This is a genomic window from Modestobacter sp. Leaf380, from assembly GCF_001424485.1.
In the GTDB taxonomy this organism is placed as follows: Bacteria; Actinomycetota; Actinomycetes; order Mycobacteriales; family Geodermatophilaceae; genus Klenkia.
The window spans coordinates 112419-130479 of sequence record NZ_LMQC01000012.1; the positions used below are offsets into that span (position 1 = coordinate 112419).

At 75.4% G+C, this 18061-nt stretch carries 20 protein-coding genes; 8 read left to right on the forward strand and 12 right to left on the reverse strand.

All coding sequences use genetic code 11. The features are described 5' to 3' along the window. Positions 1-7: 7 nt before the first annotated feature. From ASG41_RS08510 to ASG41_RS08515, 3 genes are all read right to left on the reverse strand, one after another. Positions 8-1447 (reverse strand): M17 family metallopeptidase, encoded by a 1440-nt coding sequence (locus tag ASG41_RS08510; protein WP_056292682.1) that lies wholly within the window; start codon positions 1445-1447, stop codon positions 8-10. A 140-nt stretch (positions 1448-1587) separates the two neighbouring features. Then, positions 1588-1755: a DUF3117 domain-containing protein gene (locus ASG41_RS22960; protein WP_082556722.1), complete on the reverse strand. Its 168-nt coding sequence runs from the start codon at positions 1753-1755 to the stop codon at positions 1588-1590. A gap of 121 nt (positions 1756-1876) precedes the next feature. Beyond that, on the reverse strand, positions 1877-2437 hold the full coding sequence (locus ASG41_RS08515; RefSeq protein WP_304438016.1) for a DNA-3-methyladenine glycosylase I: 561 nt from the start codon (positions 2435-2437) through the stop codon (positions 1877-1879). A gap of 25 nt (positions 2438-2462) precedes the next feature. Between ASG41_RS08515 and ASG41_RS08520 the strand changes: the two genes are divergently transcribed. Together ASG41_RS08520 and ASG41_RS08525 are read left to right on the forward strand one after the other, a co-directional pair. Beyond that, positions 2463-3530: an NAD-dependent epimerase/dehydratase family protein gene (locus ASG41_RS08520; RefSeq protein ID WP_056292690.1), complete on the forward strand. Its 1068-nt coding sequence runs from the start codon at positions 2463-2465 to the stop codon at positions 3528-3530. A gap of 116 nt (positions 3531-3646) precedes the next feature. Further along, positions 3647-5248, forward strand: a complete 1602-nt coding sequence (locus ASG41_RS08525; RefSeq protein ID WP_235564747.1) for an HNH endonuclease signature motif containing protein — start codon at positions 3647-3649, stop codon at positions 5246-5248. A gap of 34 nt (positions 5249-5282) precedes the next feature. On the opposite strand, the gene ASG41_RS08530 is transcribed toward ASG41_RS08525, so the two are convergent. Together ASG41_RS08530 and ASG41_RS08535 are read right to left on the reverse strand one after the other, a co-directional pair. Next, positions 5283-6176 carry a DMT family transporter gene (locus ASG41_RS08530; protein WP_056292695.1) on the reverse strand — a complete coding sequence of 298 codons (894 nt, stop codon included), beginning with the start codon at positions 6174-6176 and terminating at the stop codon, positions 5283-5285. An 81-nt stretch (positions 6177-6257) separates the two neighbouring features. Then, a complete protein-coding gene (locus ASG41_RS08535) occupies positions 6258-7601 on the reverse strand; it encodes a hypothetical protein (protein ID WP_056292697.1) in 1344 nt (447 codons plus the stop codon). 61 nt (positions 7602-7662) lie between these two features. Here ASG41_RS08535 and ASG41_RS08540 point away from each other — a divergent pair, with 61 nt between their 5' ends. The 4 genes from ASG41_RS08540 (at position 7663) to ASG41_RS08555 (ending at position 10733) form a co-directional block, all read left to right on the forward strand. After that, on the forward strand, positions 7663-8316 hold the full coding sequence (locus tag ASG41_RS08540; RefSeq protein WP_056292700.1) for a glycosyltransferase family 2 protein: 654 nt from the start codon (positions 7663-7665) through the stop codon (positions 8314-8316). Next, entirely contained in the window at positions 8313-8975 is a 663-nt protein-coding gene (locus tag ASG41_RS08545; protein ID WP_056292703.1) for a DUF2064 domain-containing protein, read from the forward strand. Before ASG41_RS08540 ends, ASG41_RS08545 begins: the two co-directional genes overlap by 4 nt. A gap of 100 nt (positions 8976-9075) precedes the next feature. Then, entirely contained in the window at positions 9076-10308 is a 1233-nt protein-coding gene (locus ASG41_RS08550; protein ID WP_082556723.1) for a molybdopterin-dependent oxidoreductase, read from the forward strand. Next, positions 10305-10733: a hypothetical protein gene (locus ASG41_RS08555; protein WP_056292707.1), complete on the forward strand. Its 429-nt coding sequence runs from the start codon at positions 10305-10307 to the stop codon at positions 10731-10733. The genes ASG41_RS08550 and ASG41_RS08555 overlap by 4 nt, the downstream gene beginning before the upstream one ends. On the opposite strand, the gene ASG41_RS08560 is transcribed toward ASG41_RS08555, so the two are convergent. The 4 genes from ASG41_RS08560 to dapE are packed head-to-tail and all read right to left on the reverse strand — an operon-like array spanning position 10709 to position 13500. After that, positions 10709-11167: an SRPBCC family protein gene (locus ASG41_RS08560; RefSeq protein ID WP_056292708.1), complete on the reverse strand. Its 459-nt coding sequence runs from the start codon at positions 11165-11167 to the stop codon at positions 10709-10711. The genes ASG41_RS08555 and ASG41_RS08560 overlap by 25 nt on opposite strands. Then, positions 11160-11570 (reverse strand): DivIVA domain-containing protein, encoded by a 411-nt coding sequence (locus tag ASG41_RS22965; protein ID WP_082556831.1) that lies wholly within the window; start codon positions 11568-11570, stop codon positions 11160-11162. The genes ASG41_RS08560 and ASG41_RS22965 overlap by 8 nt, the downstream gene beginning before the upstream one ends. An 11-nt stretch (positions 11571-11581) precedes the next feature. Continuing rightward, on the reverse strand, positions 11582-12382 hold the full coding sequence (locus ASG41_RS08570; protein WP_056292710.1) for a TIGR00730 family Rossman fold protein: 801 nt from the start codon (positions 12380-12382) through the stop codon (positions 11582-11584). Then, positions 12379-13500 carry a succinyl-diaminopimelate desuccinylase gene (gene dapE / locus ASG41_RS08575; protein WP_056292712.1) on the reverse strand — a complete coding sequence of 374 codons (1122 nt, stop codon included), beginning with the start codon at positions 13498-13500 and terminating at the stop codon, positions 12379-12381. Before dapE ends, ASG41_RS08570 begins: the two co-directional genes overlap by 4 nt. 41 nt (positions 13501-13541) lie before the next feature. On the opposite strand from dapE, the gene dapD reads away from it, so the two are divergent. Beyond that, positions 13542-14510: a 2,3,4,5-tetrahydropyridine-2,6-dicarboxylate N-succinyltransferase gene (dapD, locus tag ASG41_RS08580; protein WP_056292714.1), complete on the forward strand. Its 969-nt coding sequence runs from the start codon at positions 13542-13544 to the stop codon at positions 14508-14510. Positions 14511-14514: 4 nt separating this feature from the next. Here dapD and ASG41_RS08585 read toward each other — a convergent pair whose 3' ends face one another. Beyond that, the gene (locus ASG41_RS08585) at positions 14515-15618 is read right to left on the reverse strand and encodes an alpha/beta fold hydrolase (RefSeq protein ID WP_056292716.1); all 1104 of its coding nucleotides are present in this window, start codon (positions 15616-15618) and stop codon (positions 14515-14517) included. A 114-nt stretch (positions 15619-15732) separates the two neighbouring features. Here ASG41_RS08585 and ASG41_RS08590 point away from each other — a divergent pair, with 114 nt between their 5' ends. Next, positions 15733-16587, forward strand: coding sequence for a hypothetical protein (locus tag ASG41_RS08590; RefSeq protein WP_056292717.1), 855 nt, complete (start codon positions 15733-15735; stop codon positions 16585-16587). 6 nt (positions 16588-16593) lie between these two features. Here ASG41_RS08590 and dapC read toward each other — a convergent pair whose 3' ends face one another. Both dapC and fdxA read right to left on the reverse strand, forming a co-directional pair. Beyond that, positions 16594-17694, reverse strand: a complete 1101-nt coding sequence (gene dapC / locus ASG41_RS08595; protein ID WP_056292719.1) for a succinyldiaminopimelate transaminase — start codon at positions 17692-17694, stop codon at positions 16594-16596. Then, positions 17691-18011 carry a ferredoxin gene (gene fdxA / locus ASG41_RS08600; protein WP_055759918.1) on the reverse strand — a complete coding sequence of 107 codons (321 nt, stop codon included), beginning with the start codon at positions 18009-18011 and terminating at the stop codon, positions 17691-17693. Before fdxA ends, dapC begins: the two co-directional genes overlap by 4 nt. Between the last annotated feature and the right edge of the window lie 50 nt (positions 18012-18061).

Here is an 18061-nt window from a genome sequence, read left to right on the forward strand (position 1 = left end):
CGCACGGTCAGCAACCCCCGGCTTCCAACCACCGCACCAGCGTCCGGACGGCGAACCCAGTCCCGCCCCTGACCCACTCGCCCACGTCACCGGCCGAGCGCGCCGGGCCGGCGATGTCCAGGTGCGCCCAGGGCAGGTCACCGGCGAAGGGCTGCAGGAACAGCGCCGCCGTGGTCGCGCCCGGGTCACCGGGTGCGTTGTTCGCGTCGGCGACCGGGCTGTCCAGCTGGGCCCGCAGGTGCCCGACGTGGTCCTCCCCCAGCGGCATCCGCCACCAGCTCTCCCCGGTGCGTCCGCCGGCGGCGAGCAGCCCGTCGGCGAGGACGTCGTCGGTGGCCCAGAGCGCACCCGTGCGCGCGCCGAGCGCCGTCCGGGCGGCCCCGGTCAGGGTGGCGACGTCGACCAGCACGTCGGCGGCCAGCGCCAGCCGGGCGTGCGCGAGCGCGTCGGCGAGGACCAACCGGCCCTCGGCGTCGGTGTTGCGGACCTCGGTGGTGCGCCCGCCGACGTGGGTCAGCACGTCCCCCGGTCGGTAGGCCGAGCCGGACAGGTGGTTCTCCGCCAGTGGGACGACGGCGCTGACGTGCACCGGCAGCCCGAGCCGGGCGACGGCGTCCACGACCGCGAGGACCGCGGCGCCACCGGCCATGTCGGTCTTCATCTCCCGCATGCCGGCGTTCTTCTTCACCGAGACGCCCCCGGTGTCGAAGGTGATGCCCTTGCCCACGAGCACGACGTGCCTCCCGGTCGCGTCGTCCGGGCGGTGCGTGGCCACGACCAGCCGGGGCGCGCTGTCCGAGCCCCCGCCGACGGCGAGCAGGCCGCCGAAGCCGGCCGAGCGCAGCTGGCGCGGGCCCAGCACCGTCGTCGTCACCCGGGGGTGCTCGGCCAGGCGTTCCCGGGCCCGGTCGGCGATCCAGGCCGGGTCCGCCGTGTCGCCGGGGGTGGCGACCAGGTCGCGGGCCCAGCAGACCGCGGCCGCCGTCGCCAGGCCGCGCTGCAGGGCGTCGACCTCGGCCGCCGCCGCGGGCGGGGCGACCAGCAGGACGTCGGCCAGCCGGGGCGGGTGCGGGGTGCTCGTCAGCCGGAACCGGTGGCCGGCCAGCAGCACGGCCTCGGTGACGACCCGGACGTCCTCGGCGACCGCGCCCTCGGGCAGCGGCAGCACCAGGCGGGTGGCGCCGTGCTCGGCGAGGGTCTGCGCCCGGCGCACCGCGATCGACACGTAGGAGCGCAGGTCGGCGGGCGTGCCGTCCCCCACCCCGACCGCGACGAGGGACCGTGGGTGCCGCCCGGGCACGGGCAGGTTGGTGATGCCACCGGGCCGACCGCCGTTGCCGGTGTCGGCCAGCGCACCGGCGACCCAGTCCGGGTCGACGACGGGGTCGGCGGCCTCGGCCAGCCAGGACGGCAACGCGCCGCGCGCGCCCACCGGGACGGCGAGCACGTCGGCGGGTCCCAGCGCCGGCAGGGTCGCGGCCAGCCGGACCCTGGGACGAGCAGCGGCCCCGGTCGCCGGCGTGGTGCCGGCGGCCGGGGCCGTCTGTCCTCCCGCTGCGCTGCCCGGGGGCGGCGTCGCGGTGCTGGTCAGCTGATCGCGCCCTGGAGCGCCTCGGAGAGCGCCGCTGCCTCGTCGGGCGACAGCTCGACGACGAGCCGACCACCGCCCTCCAGGGGAACGCGCATGACCAGGCCGCGGCCCTCCTTGGTGACCTCGAGGGGACCTTCACCCGTGCGCGGCTTCATGGCCGCCATGCGTGCCTCCTTCACCGGCCACCCGCAGGACCCGTACGGCTGCGGTGTGGCTGTCCGACCTTGTGGAACCAGAGCTGACAGCCATTCTCCCGCATGCCGCCCCGGGGACCAACATGAACCCTCAACCGAGCGGTACGGCGCCGGCCCGGAAACAGTCCGCGACGTGGTCGTCGACCATCCCGGTGGCCTGCATCAGGGCGTACGCGGTGGTCGGTCCGACGAACGCGAACCCGGCCCGCTTCAGCCCCGTGGCCAGCGCCGTGGACTCGGGCGTGGTCGCCGGCACGTCGGCGAGCGTGGCCGGGGCGGGCCGCGGCCCGGACGGCGCGAAGGACCACAGCAGCGCCGACAGGCCGTCGGGGAGCTGCTGGGCCGCGCGGGCGTTGCGGAGAGCCGCCTCGATCTTGGCCCGGTTGCGCACGATGCCCGCGTCGGCCATCAACCGGGCGACGTCGTCGTCACCGAAGTCCGCGACGGCGTCGATGGAGAACCCGGCGAAGGCGGCCCGGAAGGCCGGCCGCTTGCGCAGGATGGTGATCCAGGACAGCCCGGACTGGAAGGCCTCCAGGCACACCCGCTCGAAGAGGGCGTCGTCGCCGTGGACCGGGACACCCCACTCCTCATCGTGGTAGGCCACGTAGTCCGGCGTGCTGGTCGCCCAGGCGCAACGCTGCAGCTCCACCCGACCGAGGCTAGCGTCGCCGGTCATGCGCATCCTCGTGACCGGCGGCGCCGGCTTCATCGGCCAGCACATCGTCGCCGCCCACCTCGAGGCCGGGCACGAGGTGCGGGTGCTCGACGCCCTGCTGCCGGCCGTGCACCCCGCCTACCCCGACGGCCCGCCCGGCCTGGACGGCGTGGAGCTGGTCGTCGGCGACGTCCGGGACGCCGCGACCGTGGACCGGGTGCTGGCCGGCGTGGACGCGGTCAACCACCAGGCGGCCATGGTCGGCCTGGGCATCGACGTCCAGGACATGCCGCTCTACGCCGGCATCAACGACCTGGGGACGGCGGTGCTGCTGGCCGGCATGGCACGGGCCGACGTCGGGCAGCTGGTCTTCGCCAGCTCGATGGTCGTCTACGGAGAGGGCCGCTACGAGTGCCCCGACCACGGTGTCGTCCCGGCGGCGCCGCGGCGCAAGGCCGACCTGGACGCCGGGACCTTCGACCCGCCGTGCCCGCACTGCGGCCGGCAGCTGACCTGGGGCCGGGTCGGTGAGGAGACCGCGCCGGACCCGCGCAACACCTACGCCGCCACGAAGCTGGCCCAGGAGCACCTGTCCTCGGCGTGGGCCCGCTCGACCGGTGGCACCGCGGTCGGGCTGAGGTACCACAACGTCTACGGCCCGCACATGCCCCGGGACACCTTCTACGCGGGCGTGGCCTCGATCTTCCGGTCCTCCCTGGAGTCGGGGAAGCCGCCGCAGGTGTACGAGGACGGCGGCCAGATGCGCGACTTCGTGCACGTCACCGATGTCGCCCAGGCCAACCTCCGCGCCTGGGAGCACCCTCCGGCCGAGTCGACTCTGCGGGTCTACAACGTCGCCAGCGGCGTGCCGCACACCGTCGGGGACATGGCGCAGGCCCTGGCCGAGGCCTTCGGCGGTCCCGATGCCGAGGTCACGGGGCAGTACCGCATCGGCGACGTCCGGCACGTCGTCGCCAGCCCGTCCCGCGCCGAGGAGGAGCTGGGGTACTCGGCCGCCGTGGCGTTCGAGGACGGCATGCGCGAGTTCGCCACCGCCCCGCTGCGGGCCGCCCCCCAGCAGCCCTGATCCGCCCCGGGGGCGTTTCCGCGGAAACGCCCCCGGGTCCTGTCGGACCCTCGTGCCACGCTCCTCCCAGGTGTTCGAACACGTGTTCGAACGATGAGAGGTGGTCGGTCGTGCCGATGTCGGAGCAGCCCGTGGTGGACGCGATGAACTGCGCCACCGACGACCCGCCGGACGGTGCCCTCGCGCTGCCCGAGCTGGCCGGTCGCCTGTGTGCCGGTGCCGTGGCCATCTCGGCGTCCACGGCGGCTTGGCTGCTGCTGGTCGCGGAGTTCGACCGCAGGGAGGGGTGGGCCGTCCCCGGCGTCACCTCGTGCGCGCACTGGCTGTCCTGGCAGTGCGGCATCGCCCCCGGCACGGCGCGGGACCACGTCCGGCTGGCCCGCGCACTGCCCGGTCTGCCCCGGGTCACGGCCGACCTGGGCGCCGGACGGATCTCCTACGCGAAGGCCCGGGCCATCGCCCGGGTGGCCGACGCCGACAGCGAGCCGGCGTTGCTGGAGCTGGCGAGGAACTGCACGGCCGCCCAGCTCGACCGCGTGGTCGCCGGCTGGCGGCGCGCCGACACCGCCGCGACCGAGGCCGCCCGCGCCCAGGCCGAGGACGCCCGCTCCCTCGCCCGGGCTGCCACGGTCAGGGCCGGCGGCACCGACGACGAGGGCGCCGAGGCAGGCCGGGCCGCAGCCGCGGCGGTGTGGACCTCGTGGTGGCCCGACGGTGCCGATCCCGACCGCACCCCGGCGCGGTGGGAGCAGCGGCTGGACTGGACCGACGAGGGCGACGGCAGCGTCACCGTCCGGCTGCGCCTGGCCGCGGAGGACGCCGCCGAGGTCATCGCGGCCGTCGAGCACCGGGCCGAGGTGCTGACCCGCCGGGATCGGTCCGCCCGCCGAGCGGAGGGCGGCGGCGACCGGGTCGTCCCGCTCCGCTGGGCCGAGTGGTCGGCCGGGCAGGACCTGGTCGACGGTGGCGCCCCGGGTCGCCGCGAGGCCGCCGCACTCCGCCGCGCCCGGGTCACCGTCGCCCGCACGGCGGCACTGCTGGACCTCGTGCGAGCGGGCGCGGTGGCGGCGGACCGCCAGCCCACCGACCCGGCGCGCCGGGAGCTGCTCGTCCGGGTCGACGCCGCCGTGCTCGCCGACGACACCGCGGCCGGACAGGCGGTCCTGGACGGGGTGGCCTCGCTCAGCCCGGCGCAGGCCCGCCGGCTGGCGTGCGACGCCGCCGTCACCACGGTGCTCGTCGACCACGGCCAGGTCCTGGCGGCGGGCCGCAGCCGCAGGTACGCCAGCGCAGCACAACGCCGCGCGCTGCTGGTCCGCGACGGCGGGTGCGTGCGTCCCGGGTGCACCGAGACCCGGCCCGAACGACTGCACGCCCACCACCTGGTGTCCTGGCTGGCCGGCGGCCGCACGGACGTCGACAACCTGGTCCTGCTCTGCGACCGGTGCCACGGGCTGGTCCACGACCTCGACCTGCTGCTGCACCGGGACGACGGGCAGCTGGTCGTCCGCACCACGGAGGGGACGGCCGTGTGGACCCAGCTGACACCGGCGGGAGAGGACCCGGGGCCGCCGGTCGACCTGCCCTCGTCCTGGCGCGCCAACGGGGAGCGCCTGGACCTGCGGCACGCCATCGGTGTCGTCCTGGACCACCGTGCCGTCCTCCGCCGGCAGCGCCGGGCCGAGCGGTCCCCAGCGTCGACCGCGGACGCAGCCTGACCGGCCTGCGACGGACGCCCTCGGGCGATGGGCCTCAGGCGACGGGTGCGGCCAGCGGCTCGGGGTCTGCGGTGCGGGTGCGGCGGGTCGCCAGCACGCAGCCGACGAGCACCAGCGGCAGCCCGACGGCGATGCCGAGGGTGAACGGCTCGCCCAGCAGCAACACCCCGAGCAGCACGGCCACCGCCGGGTTGACGAACGTGATGACCAGCGCACGCTGTGGGCCGACCTCACGGATCAGCTGGAAGAACAGCGCGAGGGCCAGCGCGGTGCACACGACCCCGAGGCCGGCAACCGCCAGCAAGGCGTCGGCCGAGGCGTCGCGGACCTGGTCCAGCCGGGGCAGCGCGAAGGGCGCGTAGACGACGGTGGTGATCGACAGGGCCACCGCGCTGGCCGCCACCCCGTTCACCTGGGACAGCTGCCGGCTGATGATCAACGGCGCCGTACCGTAACCGATCACGGTGAGGACGACGGCGCCGATGGCCAGCAGCTGCGCGCCGGCGACGTCCAGCCCGAGCAGCGCCGCGATGCCGAGCACCCCGAGCACCATGCCGCCGATCCGCACCGGCGACAGCCGCTCCTCCTCCCCCAGCAGCCGGGCGGCCAGCGCGGCCACGAACGGCACCGTGGCGACCAGCAGCCCGGTGAGGGAGGAGGACAGCGACTGCTCGGCGATGGAGAGCAGCAGCCAGGGCCCGGTCATCTCCAGCACGGTGAAGGCCAGCAGCGGCTTCCAGTGGCGGGCGATCCCACGCAGGTGGCCGCGGGCGACCACCCAGGGCAGCAGGATCGCCGCGCCGAGCACGCACCGGCCGAACACGACGACGACCGGGTCCAGCTCCCCCACGGCCACCTTGATCAGCAGGTACGGCACGCCCCAGACGACCGACATGGTGACGAACAGCGCCCAGCCCCGACGACTCACCGCGACATCATGGCCCGCCGCGGGGCCGCCGACCGCAGCCGAGGCTGCCGACGTCCGCAGGTTCCCTGCCAACCGCGGCGGTCACCACTCGGTGCGGACGGTCACCTCGATGCCGATCGCCAGGACCGCGCCCAGCGCGAGCCACAGCCGGCGCCGGCGGGCCGGGAGGAACGCCGTCGCGGTGAGCACCCAGACGTAGAACGGCAGCCAGATGCGCTCGGTCTCCCCGCGGACCAGACCGGTGGCGTCGCTGGCCAGGATGCCGACCAGCGCCGCGAGCGGGAGCAACGCGAGCCGGTGCCGGCGCAGCGAGGCCAGCCCGGCGATCGCGGCCGGGCCCAGGGCGAGGGCGGCGGCGGCCAGGTTGGCGAACAGGAAGAACCCCAGCGGCCGGTTGGCGTAGGAGGGGCCGGAACGGACCCGGTCACCGGCGGCGTGGAAGCCGTCCAGCCACCAGTAGCCGCCCACCGCATAGGCGACGACGACCAGGACCACCCCGGCGGTGCCCACCCCCAGGACCCGCACGACGCCGCCCCAGCCCAGCTCACACCGGTGCACCAGCACCACGACGAGCGCGACCAGGCCCAGGGCGGTGAGTCCGAAGCTCAGGAAGAGGGCGAGACCCAGTAGCAGTCCACCGACCAGCGCCCGGACGTCACGACGCCACCCCGGGCCCGCGGTGGCCGCCGTCGCCAGTCCGGCGACTCCCCATGCGGCCACCCCGGCGAACAGCGAGTCGGCGCTGGTGGCCACCCACAACGCGATCGGCGCCAGCACCAGGAAGGGCGCGACCACCCGGGCGCGCGCCTCGTCGGCGACCGCACGCACGGTCAGCAGCACCGCAGGGACGGCGAGCGCCCCGCCGACGATGCACAACGCCGCGTCCCAGCCCAGGCCGTCCAGCCCGAGCCGGTCCAGCAACACGAAGGACAGCAGCGCACCCGGCGGGTGACCGGCGACGTGCGTCGTCCACGGATCGGCCGAGTCGGCGGGCACCGAGGCGGTGAACGTGGACAGGAACTCCCCGATGGACCCGACGCGGGGGACGTCGTGGGGGTACTCGTAGCGCACTGCCAGTGGCTCGGGCAGCCGGTGCCAGCCGCTGGACAGCGCCAGCGCCACGGCCCACCCGCCCGAGGCGACCGCGGACCCGGCCAGCAGCGCCCCGAACCGCACCCGGGCCGCCAGCGCCGGGCCCCACAGCACCCCGGCCAGTGCCACCGCGGCCGGCAGCAGCACCCGGGGCGTGAGGACGACGTCCCACCCGCCGCGCAGCACGTAGCCGCCGAGCAGGTGCAGCACGGTGCCGCCCTCGGCCAGCCGGCGGCCGATCGTGGCCATCAGCCAGACGAAGCCGGCGGCGGCGAGCACGGCGGCCACCGGGAGCCAGCGTCGGAGCGGGGAGGTCGGCGGGGCGCTGCTCATCGAGTCGGAGCGTAGGTGCCGAGGACGAGCGCGGCCGGTCGGGCGCGGTTACCGTCCACGGGTGCCTGACGTCGTCTTCCCCTGCCTGGACGAGGCCGGGGCGCTCCCCTGGGTCCTCACCCGCCTCCCCGAGGGCTACCGGGCCATCGTCGCCGACAACGGCTCGACCGACGGCTCCGCGCAGATCGCCGCCGACCACGGCGCGACCGTCGTGCACGTCCCCCAGCGCGGCTTCGGCGCGGCCGCGCACGCCGGGCTGGAGGCCGCCACCGACGACGTCGTCTGCTTCTGCGACGCCGACGCCTCGATGGACCCCGCCCAGCTGCCCCTCGTCGCGGACCCGGTGCTGGCCGGCGACGCCGACCTGGTGCTCGGCCGGCGCCGACCCAGCTCGCGCGGCGCCTGGCCGGTGCACGCCCGGGTCGCCAACACCGCCCTCAGCGTCATGATGCGCCGCCGGACCGGCCTGCGGCTGCACGACCTGGGCCCGATGCGCGCGGCCCGCCGCACCGACCTGCTCGCCCTGGGCATCACCGACCGGCGCTTCGGCTACCCGCTGGAGATGGTCACGCGGGCCTCGGACGCCGACTGGCGCGTCCTGGAGGTCGACGTCGACTACCACCCCCGCGCCGAGGGCACGAAGTCCAAGGTCACCGGCACCCTGCTCGGCACCGTCAAGACGATCAAGGACATGAGCGGGGTGCTGAACCGGTGAGGCAGCTGCTGGTCATCACCAAGGCCCCGGTCCCCGGGAGGAGCAAGACCCGGCTGACCCCGCCGTGCACCCCACTGCAGGCCAGCACCATCGCCGAGGCCGCGGTCGGGGACACCCTCGACGTCGTCCGGGCCACCCCGGTCGACCGCCGCGTCGTCGCCCTCGACGGTGCACCGGGCGGACTGGACCTCAGCGGCTGCGTCGTCGTCCCCCAGGTCGAGGGTGACCTGGGCACCCGGCTGGCCGCGGCGTTCGCCGGTGCCATGGCCGGCCCGGACGGCGCCGTCCCCACGCTGCTGGTCGGCATGGACACCCCGCAGATCAGCCCCGAGCTGCTGACGTCGTGCCTGGACGCGCTCGTCGACGCCGGCCCCGGGACCGCCGCGCTGGGCATCGCGCCGGACGGCGGGTGGTGGGCCCTGGGCGTGCACTCCCCCGACGCCGCCGCGGTGCTGCCCGACGTCCCGATGTCCCGGGAGGACACCGCGGTCAACACCCGGGCAGCGCTCGAGTCCGCCGGGCTGCGGGTGCTGGACCTGCCCGTGCTCACCGACGTGGACCACTTCCCGGACGCACTGGCCGTCGCCGAGCTGTGCCCGGAGGGGAGCCGGATGCGCCGGGTCGTCGCCGAGGTGGCCGCCGCGCTCCCCCAGGACTGACCCGTCCGGCGGGCGGTCTCGGCACGAACCCCGGGCGGACTCCAGCACCGGGTCCGGACTGCCGATGACCCTGTGCACCACTCCCCCCGAGAGGACGTCCGTGACCCGACCGCTGGACCGCGTCCTCGGCGCCCGCCTGCCCGACCCGCCCGACGCGCTGCGCCGCGGGCCGTTCCGCGAAGGCTCCTTCCCCAGCCCGCTGCACACCGAGCGGCGGGCGTCCCGGGTGGGCGTCTGGCTCGGCAGCGGGTTCGTCGTCTGCTTCCTGACCGGGCTGATCAGCCACTGGGTGCAGCAGCCCCCGAGCTGGTTCGTCTGGCCGGCCTCGCCGGTGTGGCTGTACCGCGTCACCCAGGGCACGCACGTCATGGTCGGGCTGGCACTCGTCCCGCTGCTGCTGGTCAAGCTGTGGACGGTCTACCCCAAGCTCTTCAGCTGGCCTCCGGCCCGCACACCCGCGCAGGTCGTGGCCCGGGTGTCGGTGCTGGTGCTGGTCGGCGCCGCGGTCTTCCAGCTGCTGACCGGCCTGCTCAACATCAGCCAGTGGTACCCGTTCGGCTTCTCCTTCCGGGCCGCGCACTACTGGACCGGCTGGATCGCGGTCGGTGCAGTCCTCACCCACGTCGGGGCCTTCGCCCCGCAGATCGCGCGCGGCCTGGCCCGCCGGGGGACGGCGGCCGCGGACGGCGAGGGGGACGGCGAGGAGGACGGCGAGGAGGACGGCGCCGTCAGCCGGCGGGCGTTCGTCGCCGCGGCCGTGCTGGGCACCGGCGCCGTAGCGCTCACCCAGTGGGGCCAGACGATCTCCCCGCTCGCCCAGGTGTCGGTGCTCGCCCCGCGCATCCCCGGCTACGGCCCGCAGGGGCTGCCGGTCAACCAGACCGGCGCCGGTGCCGGGGTCACCGAGACCGCCGTCGACCCTGCCTGGCGGCTCGTCGTCGAGGGCCCGACGCGGCTGGAGCTGACGTTGGCGGACCTGCAGGCGTTCCCGCAGCACACCGAGCGGCTGCCGATCGCGTGCGTCGAGGGCTGGAGCTCGGACGCGGACTGGACCGGCCCCCGGCTCCGGGACGTCCTCGACGCCGCCGGCCTCGACCGCGGCACCGTCGTGCACGTCGAGTCGTTGCAGACCGGGGGCTCCTACCGGGTCTCCACGGTCGCCGGACCGCACTCGGCCAGCGCGAAGACGCTGCTGGCGCTGCGGCTGAACGGTCAGGAGCTCGCCCTGGACCACGGCTACCCGGTGCGCCTGATCGCCCCCAACCGGCCCGGCGCGATGCAGACCAAGTGGCTGGCCCGGATCGCACCGGGCGCTGCGGGGGTCGGCTCGTGACGGCTCCGTGGTGGCGCTGGCTGTTCCTGGCGCCCGGTCTGGCCGCCGTCGCCTTCGGGGCCTACGGCCTGCTCACCGCCGGCGGGGCCATCCCGCTGGGCTCCTGGCTGACCTGGTTCGTCGGCGGGGCCCTGGTGCACGACCTGGTGATCGCCCCGGTGTGGATCGGTCTGGGCTGGGTGGCCGCCCGCGTGCTCCCCCGTCCGGCGCGTGGCCCGGTCGTGGTGGGCGCCGCGGTCAGCGGCTCGCTGACCCTGGTCGCGCTGCCGTTCGTGCTGGGCATCGGTGGCGACCCCGGCGACGGCTCGTTCCTGCCCCGCGACTACGGGCAGACGCTGCTCGTCGTCGTCGGCGTCGTGCTGGCCGTCACCGCCGTGTGGGCGGTGCTGGCCGTCCGCGCTCAGGCCGGGCGCGTCTCCGCGTAGCGGGCGAACCGCTTCAGCGACAGCCGCACCCCGGCGACGAACCCGGGCTTCACCAGCGGCCAGCCCAGCCGGCCGAGCGCGCCCAGCGGCAGGTCCAGCGTCTCCACCCACACGAAGGTCGACCCGGTTCCACGCGGGCGGACCTGGAAGCTGCCGGTCCCGCGGACGACTCGGCCGGTGTGCACGACGTCCACCGCGTGCGGGGCGTCCCAGCTGGTGATCGTCATCTCGTCCAGGACGCCCAGCCGGCGGCCACCGGGCAGCGGGATGCCGGTGGTGGCCTCGATCCGGCCGCCCACGCCCTGCGCCGCGCCGTCCACGGTGCGGACGTCGGTCAGCAGCATCCACTCGCCCTGCGTCGTCCAGTCCACCAGGGCCGCGAACACCTGCTCCGGCGGTGCGTCGACGTCCACGGTCTCGACCAGCTCAGGCACGGGGTTGCTCCTCGGTCTTGGGGGCGGTCTCGGGTGCGGTGTCGGCCGAGGGCACGACCGACGCCCCAGCCTGCGGGTTCTCGGGCGGCGGCGCAGCGTGGGCACCGGCCGGGACCGGACCGGCCTCCAGCTCGGCGATCCGCACGTCGCGCTCGTCGATGGTCTGGGCCAGCTGGTCCAGCAGCCAGTCGACCTCGGTCATCCGGTAGCCGCGCACGGCCACCGATACCCGCAGTGCCCGGACGTCGTCCCCGACCACCGGGCGGTCGTCGGGCAGCTCCACCGGGGAGCGGTCCAACTCGGCCGGGGGCTGGGTCTCCCCGCGCCCGAGCAGCACCGCGGCACCCAGGAAGAGCAGGCCTCCCACGAGCAGCAGCCCGACCACGAAGACGACGAAGGACACCACCGCCGGCCTCAGCCCTCGGTCGGCGCGGGCTCGCCGCTGGGCTGCCCCGCGGCCTCCCGCTCGGCCTCGGCCTGCTGGATGACCCGGACGGCCTCGGCGACGTCGTCGGTGACGGTGATCAGGTCCAGGTCCTTCGGCGAGACGGTGCCGGCCTCGACCAGGGTGCTGCGGATCCAGTCCAGCAGGCCCGACCAGTACGCCGTCCCGAACAGGATCACCGGGAACTTCGTGACCTTGGTGGTCTGCACCAGGGTGAGGGCCTCGAAGAGCTCGTCGAGGGTGCCGAAGCCGCCGGGCAGGATCACGAACGCCTGGGCGTACTTCACGAACATGGTCTTGCGCACGAAGAAGTAGCGGAAGGCGATGCCGACGTCGACCCACTCGTTGAGCTCCTGCTCGAACGGCAGCTCGATGCCCAGCCCCACCGACATCCCGCCGGCCTCGCAGGCGCCCTTGTTGGCCGCCTCCATCGCGCCCGGGCCACCGCCGGTGATGACGGCGTACCCCGCGTCGGCCAGCGCGGCACCCAGCTCGACGCCCGCGGCGTAGAACGGGTCCTCGGGCTTGGTGCGGGCACTGCCGAACACGCTCACCGCGCGCGGCAGGTCGGCCAGCAGACCGAAGCCCTCGACGAACTCGGCCTGGATCCGCAGCACGCGCCACGGGTCGGCGTGGACCCAGTCCGACGGGCCGCGGGAGTCCAGCAGCCGCTGGTCGGTGGTGGTGCCCTCCTGGCGCGGGTCGGGCTCGCCGCCGCGCAGCTGGACGGGGCCGCGGGTGCGGGCCCGTCGGGTGCCGTTGTCGCTCATGTGCTGCTCCCCGTGAGGTAGGCGACGAGTGCGTCCTCGGCCGGCTGCAGCCGGTCGACGACGACGTGCTCGTCGCGGGTGTGGGCCTGCTGCGGGTCCCCGGGGCCGTAGTTGAGCGCCGGGATGCCGAAGGCGGCGAAGCGGGCGACGTCGGTCCAGCCCAGCTTCGCCCGGGCCGGGCGGCCGACCGCGGCGACGAAGGCCGCGGCGGCCGGCTCGGACAGCCCCGGCAGCGCGCCCCCGCTCATGTCGGTGACCTCCAGGGTGACCCCGGCGGCCAACGCCTCGGCGAAGACCTCGCGGACGTGCGCCTCGGCGTCGTCCTCGTCGCGGTCGGGGGCGAACCGGAAGTTCACCGTCACCCGGCACTCGTCGGGGACGACGTTGCCGGCGACCCCGCCCTCGATGCCGACCGCGTTGAGGCCCTCGTGGAAGGACAGCCCGTCGATGTCGACCTCGCGGGCCTCGTAGCCGGCCAGCGTGGCCAGGATCGAGGAGGCGCCGTGGATGGCGTTGCTGCCCAGCCAGCTGCGCGCGCTGTGCGCCCGGCGTCCCGGCACGGTGAGGACGACGCGCATGGTGCCCTGGCAGCCGCCCTCGACGTCGCCGTCGGTGGGCTCGAGCAGGATCGCGAGGTCGCCGTACAGCCAGCCGCGCCGCTCCCGGGCGACCCGGCCGAGGCCGTTCTTGACGGCCTCGACCTCCTCGTTGTCGTAGAAGACGAAGGTGACGTCGTGCGCCAGGCGCTCCTGGTCGGCGGGGGCACCGAAGAGCCCGGCCAGCCGCAGCATCACCGCGTCCCCGGCCTTCATGTCGCTGGTGCCGCAGCCCAGGAGGTGCTCGACGCCGTCGACGGTCTCCAGCCGGCTGGGCACGTTGTCCGCGATCGGCACGGTGTCCAGGTGGCCGGCCAGCACGATCCGGGTGTCCCGGCCCAGGTCGGTGCGGGCCAGCACGTTGTTGCCGATCCGTTCGACCTCCAGCCCGCCCAGCGCCCGCAGCGCGGCCTCGACGGCATCGGCGAGCGGGCCCTCGCTGCCCGAGACCGACGGGGTGTCGACCAGGGCGCGGGTCACCGCGAGCACGTCGGCGGTCAGGTCCAGGGGCGGGGCGGTCACGCCCGCAGCCTACGGAGGGTGCGCCGGTAGCCTCGGCAGCCGTGACCACTCCCGGAGCCACCGCCGTCGGACTCGCCACCGTGACCACCGCAGGCGTCGTCCTGGACACCTGGTACCCGGCGCCCGAGCTGGGCTCGGCCGGCACGACCGGCACCGAGCCGCTGGGCACCCTGGAGGTCGAGGCCGCGCTGGGCAGTGAGTTCGGCTCGCTGGTCCGCTTCGACGACGCCCGCGGCGTGGAGGTGGTCGGCGTCCGGACGACGATCGCCGACCTGTCCGCCGCCCCCGTCGACGCCCACGACGTCTACCTGCGCCTGCACCTGCTGTCCGCCCGCCTGGTCCGCCCGCACGGGCTCAACCTCGACGGCCAGTTCGGCCTGCTCGCCAACGTCGCCTGGACATCGGCCGGCCCGGTCGAGGCCGCCGACTGGACCCCGGTGCGGGCCGCGAAGCTGCGCGCCGCGCACGGCCACGTCACCGTCACCCACGTCGACAAGTTCCCCCGGATGGTCGACTACGTGCTGCCCACCGGCGTGCGCATCGGCGACGCCGACCGGGTCCGCCTGGGCGCACACCTGGCCGAGGGCACCACCGTCATGCACGAGGGCTTCGTGAACTTCAACGCCGGCACGCTGGGCGCCTCGATGGTCGAGGGCCGCATCTCCGCCGGCGTCGTCGTCGGCGCGGACTCCGACATCGGCGGCGGCGCCTCGATCATGGGGACCCTGTCCGGCGGTGGGAAGCAGGTCGTCTCGATCGGCGCGGGGTGTCTGCTCGGCGCCAACGCCGGTGTCGGCATCTCCCTGGGTGACCGCTCCGTCGTCGAGGCCGGCTGCTACGTCACCGCCGGGTCGCGCGTCACGCTCCCCGACGGCTCGGTGGTCAAGGCCGTGACGCTGTCCGGTCAGCCGGGACTGCTCTTCCGCCGGAACTCGGTGTCCGGCGCGCTGGAGGCCCTGCCCCGGGACGGCGACTGGGGTGCGCTGAACGCCGCCCTGCACGCCAACTGAGGCCTCAGGTGAGCCCGGCCGGTTCGGCGGCCGGGGCGTCCAGGTGCTCCAGCAGCGCGGCGACGAACTCCTGCGGGCGCTCGACGTGCGGTGCGTGCCCGACGTCGGGCAGCACGACCTCCCGGTAGGAGCCGCCGCTGGCGGCGTAGCGGTCCAGCACGGCGCGGGTCTGGGACACCATCGGCTGGGCCGGGAACGCCTCGGCGCCCGGCCAGCCGGGCACCGCGCCGAGCTGGCCCAGGAACGCCAGGTCGAAGGCGGAGGTGTCGCTGACGACCTGGTCGGCGTCCCCCCGCACCCACAGCACCGGCGGCTTGACCGCGAGCTCGGTGATGCCCGAGACGTCGAGCACCGTGGGCGCCATCGTGTTCAGCACCCCGCGGCCGCCGGGTGCCGCACCGGGCCAGGCGTCGGTGGGGGTCGCGTCGCCCGGGTAGTGGTCCGGGCCCGTCCGGGTGGTGAGCATCGAGGTGACGAAGACGTCCTCGAGCGCCGAGTCCAGCGGCAGGCTGCCCGGCGCGACGTAGAAGGTGCGCAGGATCGAGCGCGGGCTGGTCGGTGCGTCGGCGGTGCGGTCCCCGGCGGCCAGGGCGGCGACGAAGTCCGGGTTGGCGGCCCCGCCGCCGGAGCCGGTGCCGTCCTCGTGCACCCGCTGCCCCTCCAGGCCCGTCGTGCCGCCGAAGCCGTAGGGCGACACCGGCGCGACCAGCGCCACCGAGGCGACCCGTCCGGGTGCGTCGACCAGGTGCTGCAGGACGACGCCACCGCCCATGCTCCAGCCCACCAGGTGCACCCGCTCCAGTCCCAGCTCCTCCACCAGCGCGGCCAGGTCCTCGGACCAGTCACGCACCCCGCGGGTGGCATCCACCGGCTCGGGATCGGTGCCGCCGTAGCCGCGCAGGTCGACCGCCAGCACCCGGCGCCCGGCCTCGTGCAGCGCCAGCAGCGGCTGCTGCCAGAACAGCGACGAGCTGACGTTGCCGTGCACGAGGAGCGCGGCCTCGCCACCGGCCCGTGGGTCGACGCCCTCGGCGTGCAGCACCTGCTGGGTCAGCCGTGGGGTCTCGACCAGCGTGGCGGCGACGCCGGGCAGCAGTCCGTCGGTCATGGTGGCGCGTCCTGTCCGTGGGTGTGGTGCGGGGCGGCGGGTGTGGTCGGGGACACCGTAGCCAGCCCGGCCGGGTCCCGGGTCCCTCCCGTGCGCCGACCTACCCTGAGCGGGATGACCAGCGCACGGGCCCGCCCCCGACCGGCCCGCAAGCGCCGCAGCACCGGCCGGATGGCCGGGCTGTGGGCCCCGCTGGTGGTCGTGCTCGTCGCCGTCGTCGGGTTGGCCTGGGACACCGACAGCCAGGGGGTCCCGGCCGTGTCCGGACGCTGCACGATCGCCGACTCCGCACTCACCACGACCACCGAGGTCGCCGCCAACGCCGCCACCATCGCCGCCGTCGCCCGGTCCCGGGGCCTGCCCGAACGGGCCACCGTGATCGCCCTGGCCACCGCGCAGCAGGAGTCCCGGATCCGGAACCTGGCCTACGGCGACCGCGACTCCCTCGGGCTCTTCCAGCAGCGACCCTCGCAGGGCTGGGGCACCGAGGCCGAGGTGCAGGACCCGGTCTACTCGACCGGGGAGTTCCTCGACGGCCTGGTCGAGGTGGACGGCTGGGAGACCGGCCGGCTCACCGAGGTGGCCCAGGCTGTCCAGCGCTCCGGCTTCCCCGAGGCCTACCAGCAGCACGAGGAGATGGCCCAGACGCTCGCCGCTGCCCTGCTGTCGACGTCCCCGGCGCGGTTGTCGTGCACCTTCAGCCCCCCTGACGCCGCCGGGCCGGTCGACGACCGCGCGGCTGCCGTCGCCGACGTCGTCGCCCGCGAGGCCGGGACGCCGAGCGTGCAGCCCGGAGGTGTCGTCTCGGTCGGCGCGGCCGGCTGGCCGGAGGCGACCTGGGCGGTCGCGCACGCCGAGCGGCTGCAGCTCACCCAGGTCCGCATCGCCGACTGGACCTGGACGCCGGGAGACGGCTGGGCGCAGACCGGTGAGGACGCCGGCTCGCTGCTGCTGCAGCTCGCCGTCTGAGACCGCTCAGGCGGTGAGGCGCTCCACCGCGGCGTCGATCCGCTCGTCGGTGGCGGTCAGTGCCATCCGGACGTGCCGCTCCCCCGCAGGGCCGTAGAACGCACCGGGCGCCACGACGATCCCGAGGCCGGCGAGCCGGTCGACGGTCGCCCAGCAGTCCTCGTCGCGGGTGACCCACAGGTACAGCCCGGCCTCGGAGTGGTCCACCCGGTAGCCGGCCGCGGCCACGGCGGCGCGCAGCCGGTCGCGGCGGGTGCCGTAGCGGGACCGGGCCAGCTCGACGTGCGCGTCGTCGGCCAGCGCCGCGGCCATCGCGGCCTGCACGGGGGTGGGCACCAGCAGGCCCAGGTGCCGGCGGACCTCCCAGGCCCGCTGCACCAGGGCCGGATCGCCGGACAGCAGCCCCGCCCGGTAGCCCGCCGCGGTGGACTGCTTGGACAGCGAGTGCACGGCCAGCAGGCCCTCGTGGGAGTCCCCCGCGATCGCGGGGTGCAGCACCGAGCGCGGCTGCACGTCCCAGCCCAGCTCGACGTAGCACTCGTCGGCGACGACGGGCACGCCACGCTCGCGGCCCCAGGCCACCCAGGCGCGCAGCTGGTGGTCGGTGAGCACCCGGCCGTGCGGGTTGCCCGGGGAGTTCAGCCAGACCAGCACCGGGTCGGCGACGTCCTCGGGCGGGGTGTCGCTGCGCAGCACGTCCAGCCCGGCGACGACCGCGCCGACCTCGTAGGTCGGGTAGGCCACCTCGGGGATGACGACGGTGCCGCGGCCGGCCAGCCCGAGCAGCGTGGGCAGCAGCGCCACCAGCTCCTTGGAACCGACCGTCGGGACCACCGACGGCACGGCACCGAGCGGGTCGGCGAGGGTCACGCCCAGCCGGCGGGACAGCCACCCCGCAGCCGCCGTCCGGACGTCGGCCGTGCCCAGCGCGGTCGGGTAGCCCGACGCGTCACCGGCAGCGGCGAGGGCGTCCCCCAGCAGCGCGGGGGTGGGGTCGACCGGCGTCCCGATGGACAGGTCGACCGTCCCCCCGGGGTGCTCGGCCGCCCGCGCACGGGCCGGCCGGAGCGAGTCCCAGGGGAAGTCCGGCAGCGACCGGGCGGTCACTCCCCCTGTGGCGGCAGGGCCGCCACGAGCGGGTGGTCCTTGGCGATCTTGCCGGTCTTGGCCGCACCGCCGGGGCTGCCCAGGTCGGAGAAGAACTCCACGTTGGCGTTGTAGAAGTCCTTCCACTTGTCCGGGACGTCGTCCTCGTAGTAGATGGCCTCGACCGGGCAGACCGGCTCGCACGCACCGCAGTCGACGCACTCGTCGGGGTGGATGTAGAGCATCCGGTCGCCCTCGTAGATGCAGTCCACCGGACACTCGTCGATGCACGCCTTGTCGAGGACGTCGACGCAGGCCTGGGTGATGACGTAGGTCACGGGTGTTCCTCCGGGGGTACGACCAGAGAGTTCTAGGGTCGGGACCAGTA

Bases quoted from the DNA above. Each gene is read 5' to 3' on its own strand.
- ASG41_RS08570 (WP_056292710.1), bottom strand. From the start codon at position 12,382: ATGAGCGACAACGGCACCCGACGGGCCCGCACCCGCGGCCCCGTCCAG.
- ASG41_RS08520 (WP_056292690.1), top strand. From the start codon at position 2,463: ATGCGCATCCTCGTGACCGGCGGCGCCGGCTTCATCGGCCAGCACATC.
- ASG41_RS08525 (WP_235564747.1), top strand. From the start codon at position 3,647: ATGTCGGAGCAGCCCGTGGTGGACGCGATGAACTGCGCCACCGACGAC.
- ASG41_RS08590 (WP_056292717.1), top strand. From the start codon at position 15,733: ATGACCAGCGCACGGGCCCGCCCCCGACCGGCCCGCAAGCGCCGCAGC.
- ASG41_RS22960 (WP_082556722.1), bottom strand. From the start codon at position 1,755: ATGGCGGCCATGAAGCCGCGCACGGGTGAAGGTCCCCTCGAGGTCACC.
- ASG41_RS08535 (WP_056292697.1), bottom strand. From the start codon at position 7,601: ATGAGCAGCGCCCCGCCGACCTCCCCGCTCCGACGCTGGCTCCCGGTG.
- ASG41_RS08585 (WP_056292716.1), bottom strand. From the start codon at position 15,618: ATGACCGACGGACTGCTGCCCGGCGTCGCCGCCACGCTGGTCGAGACC.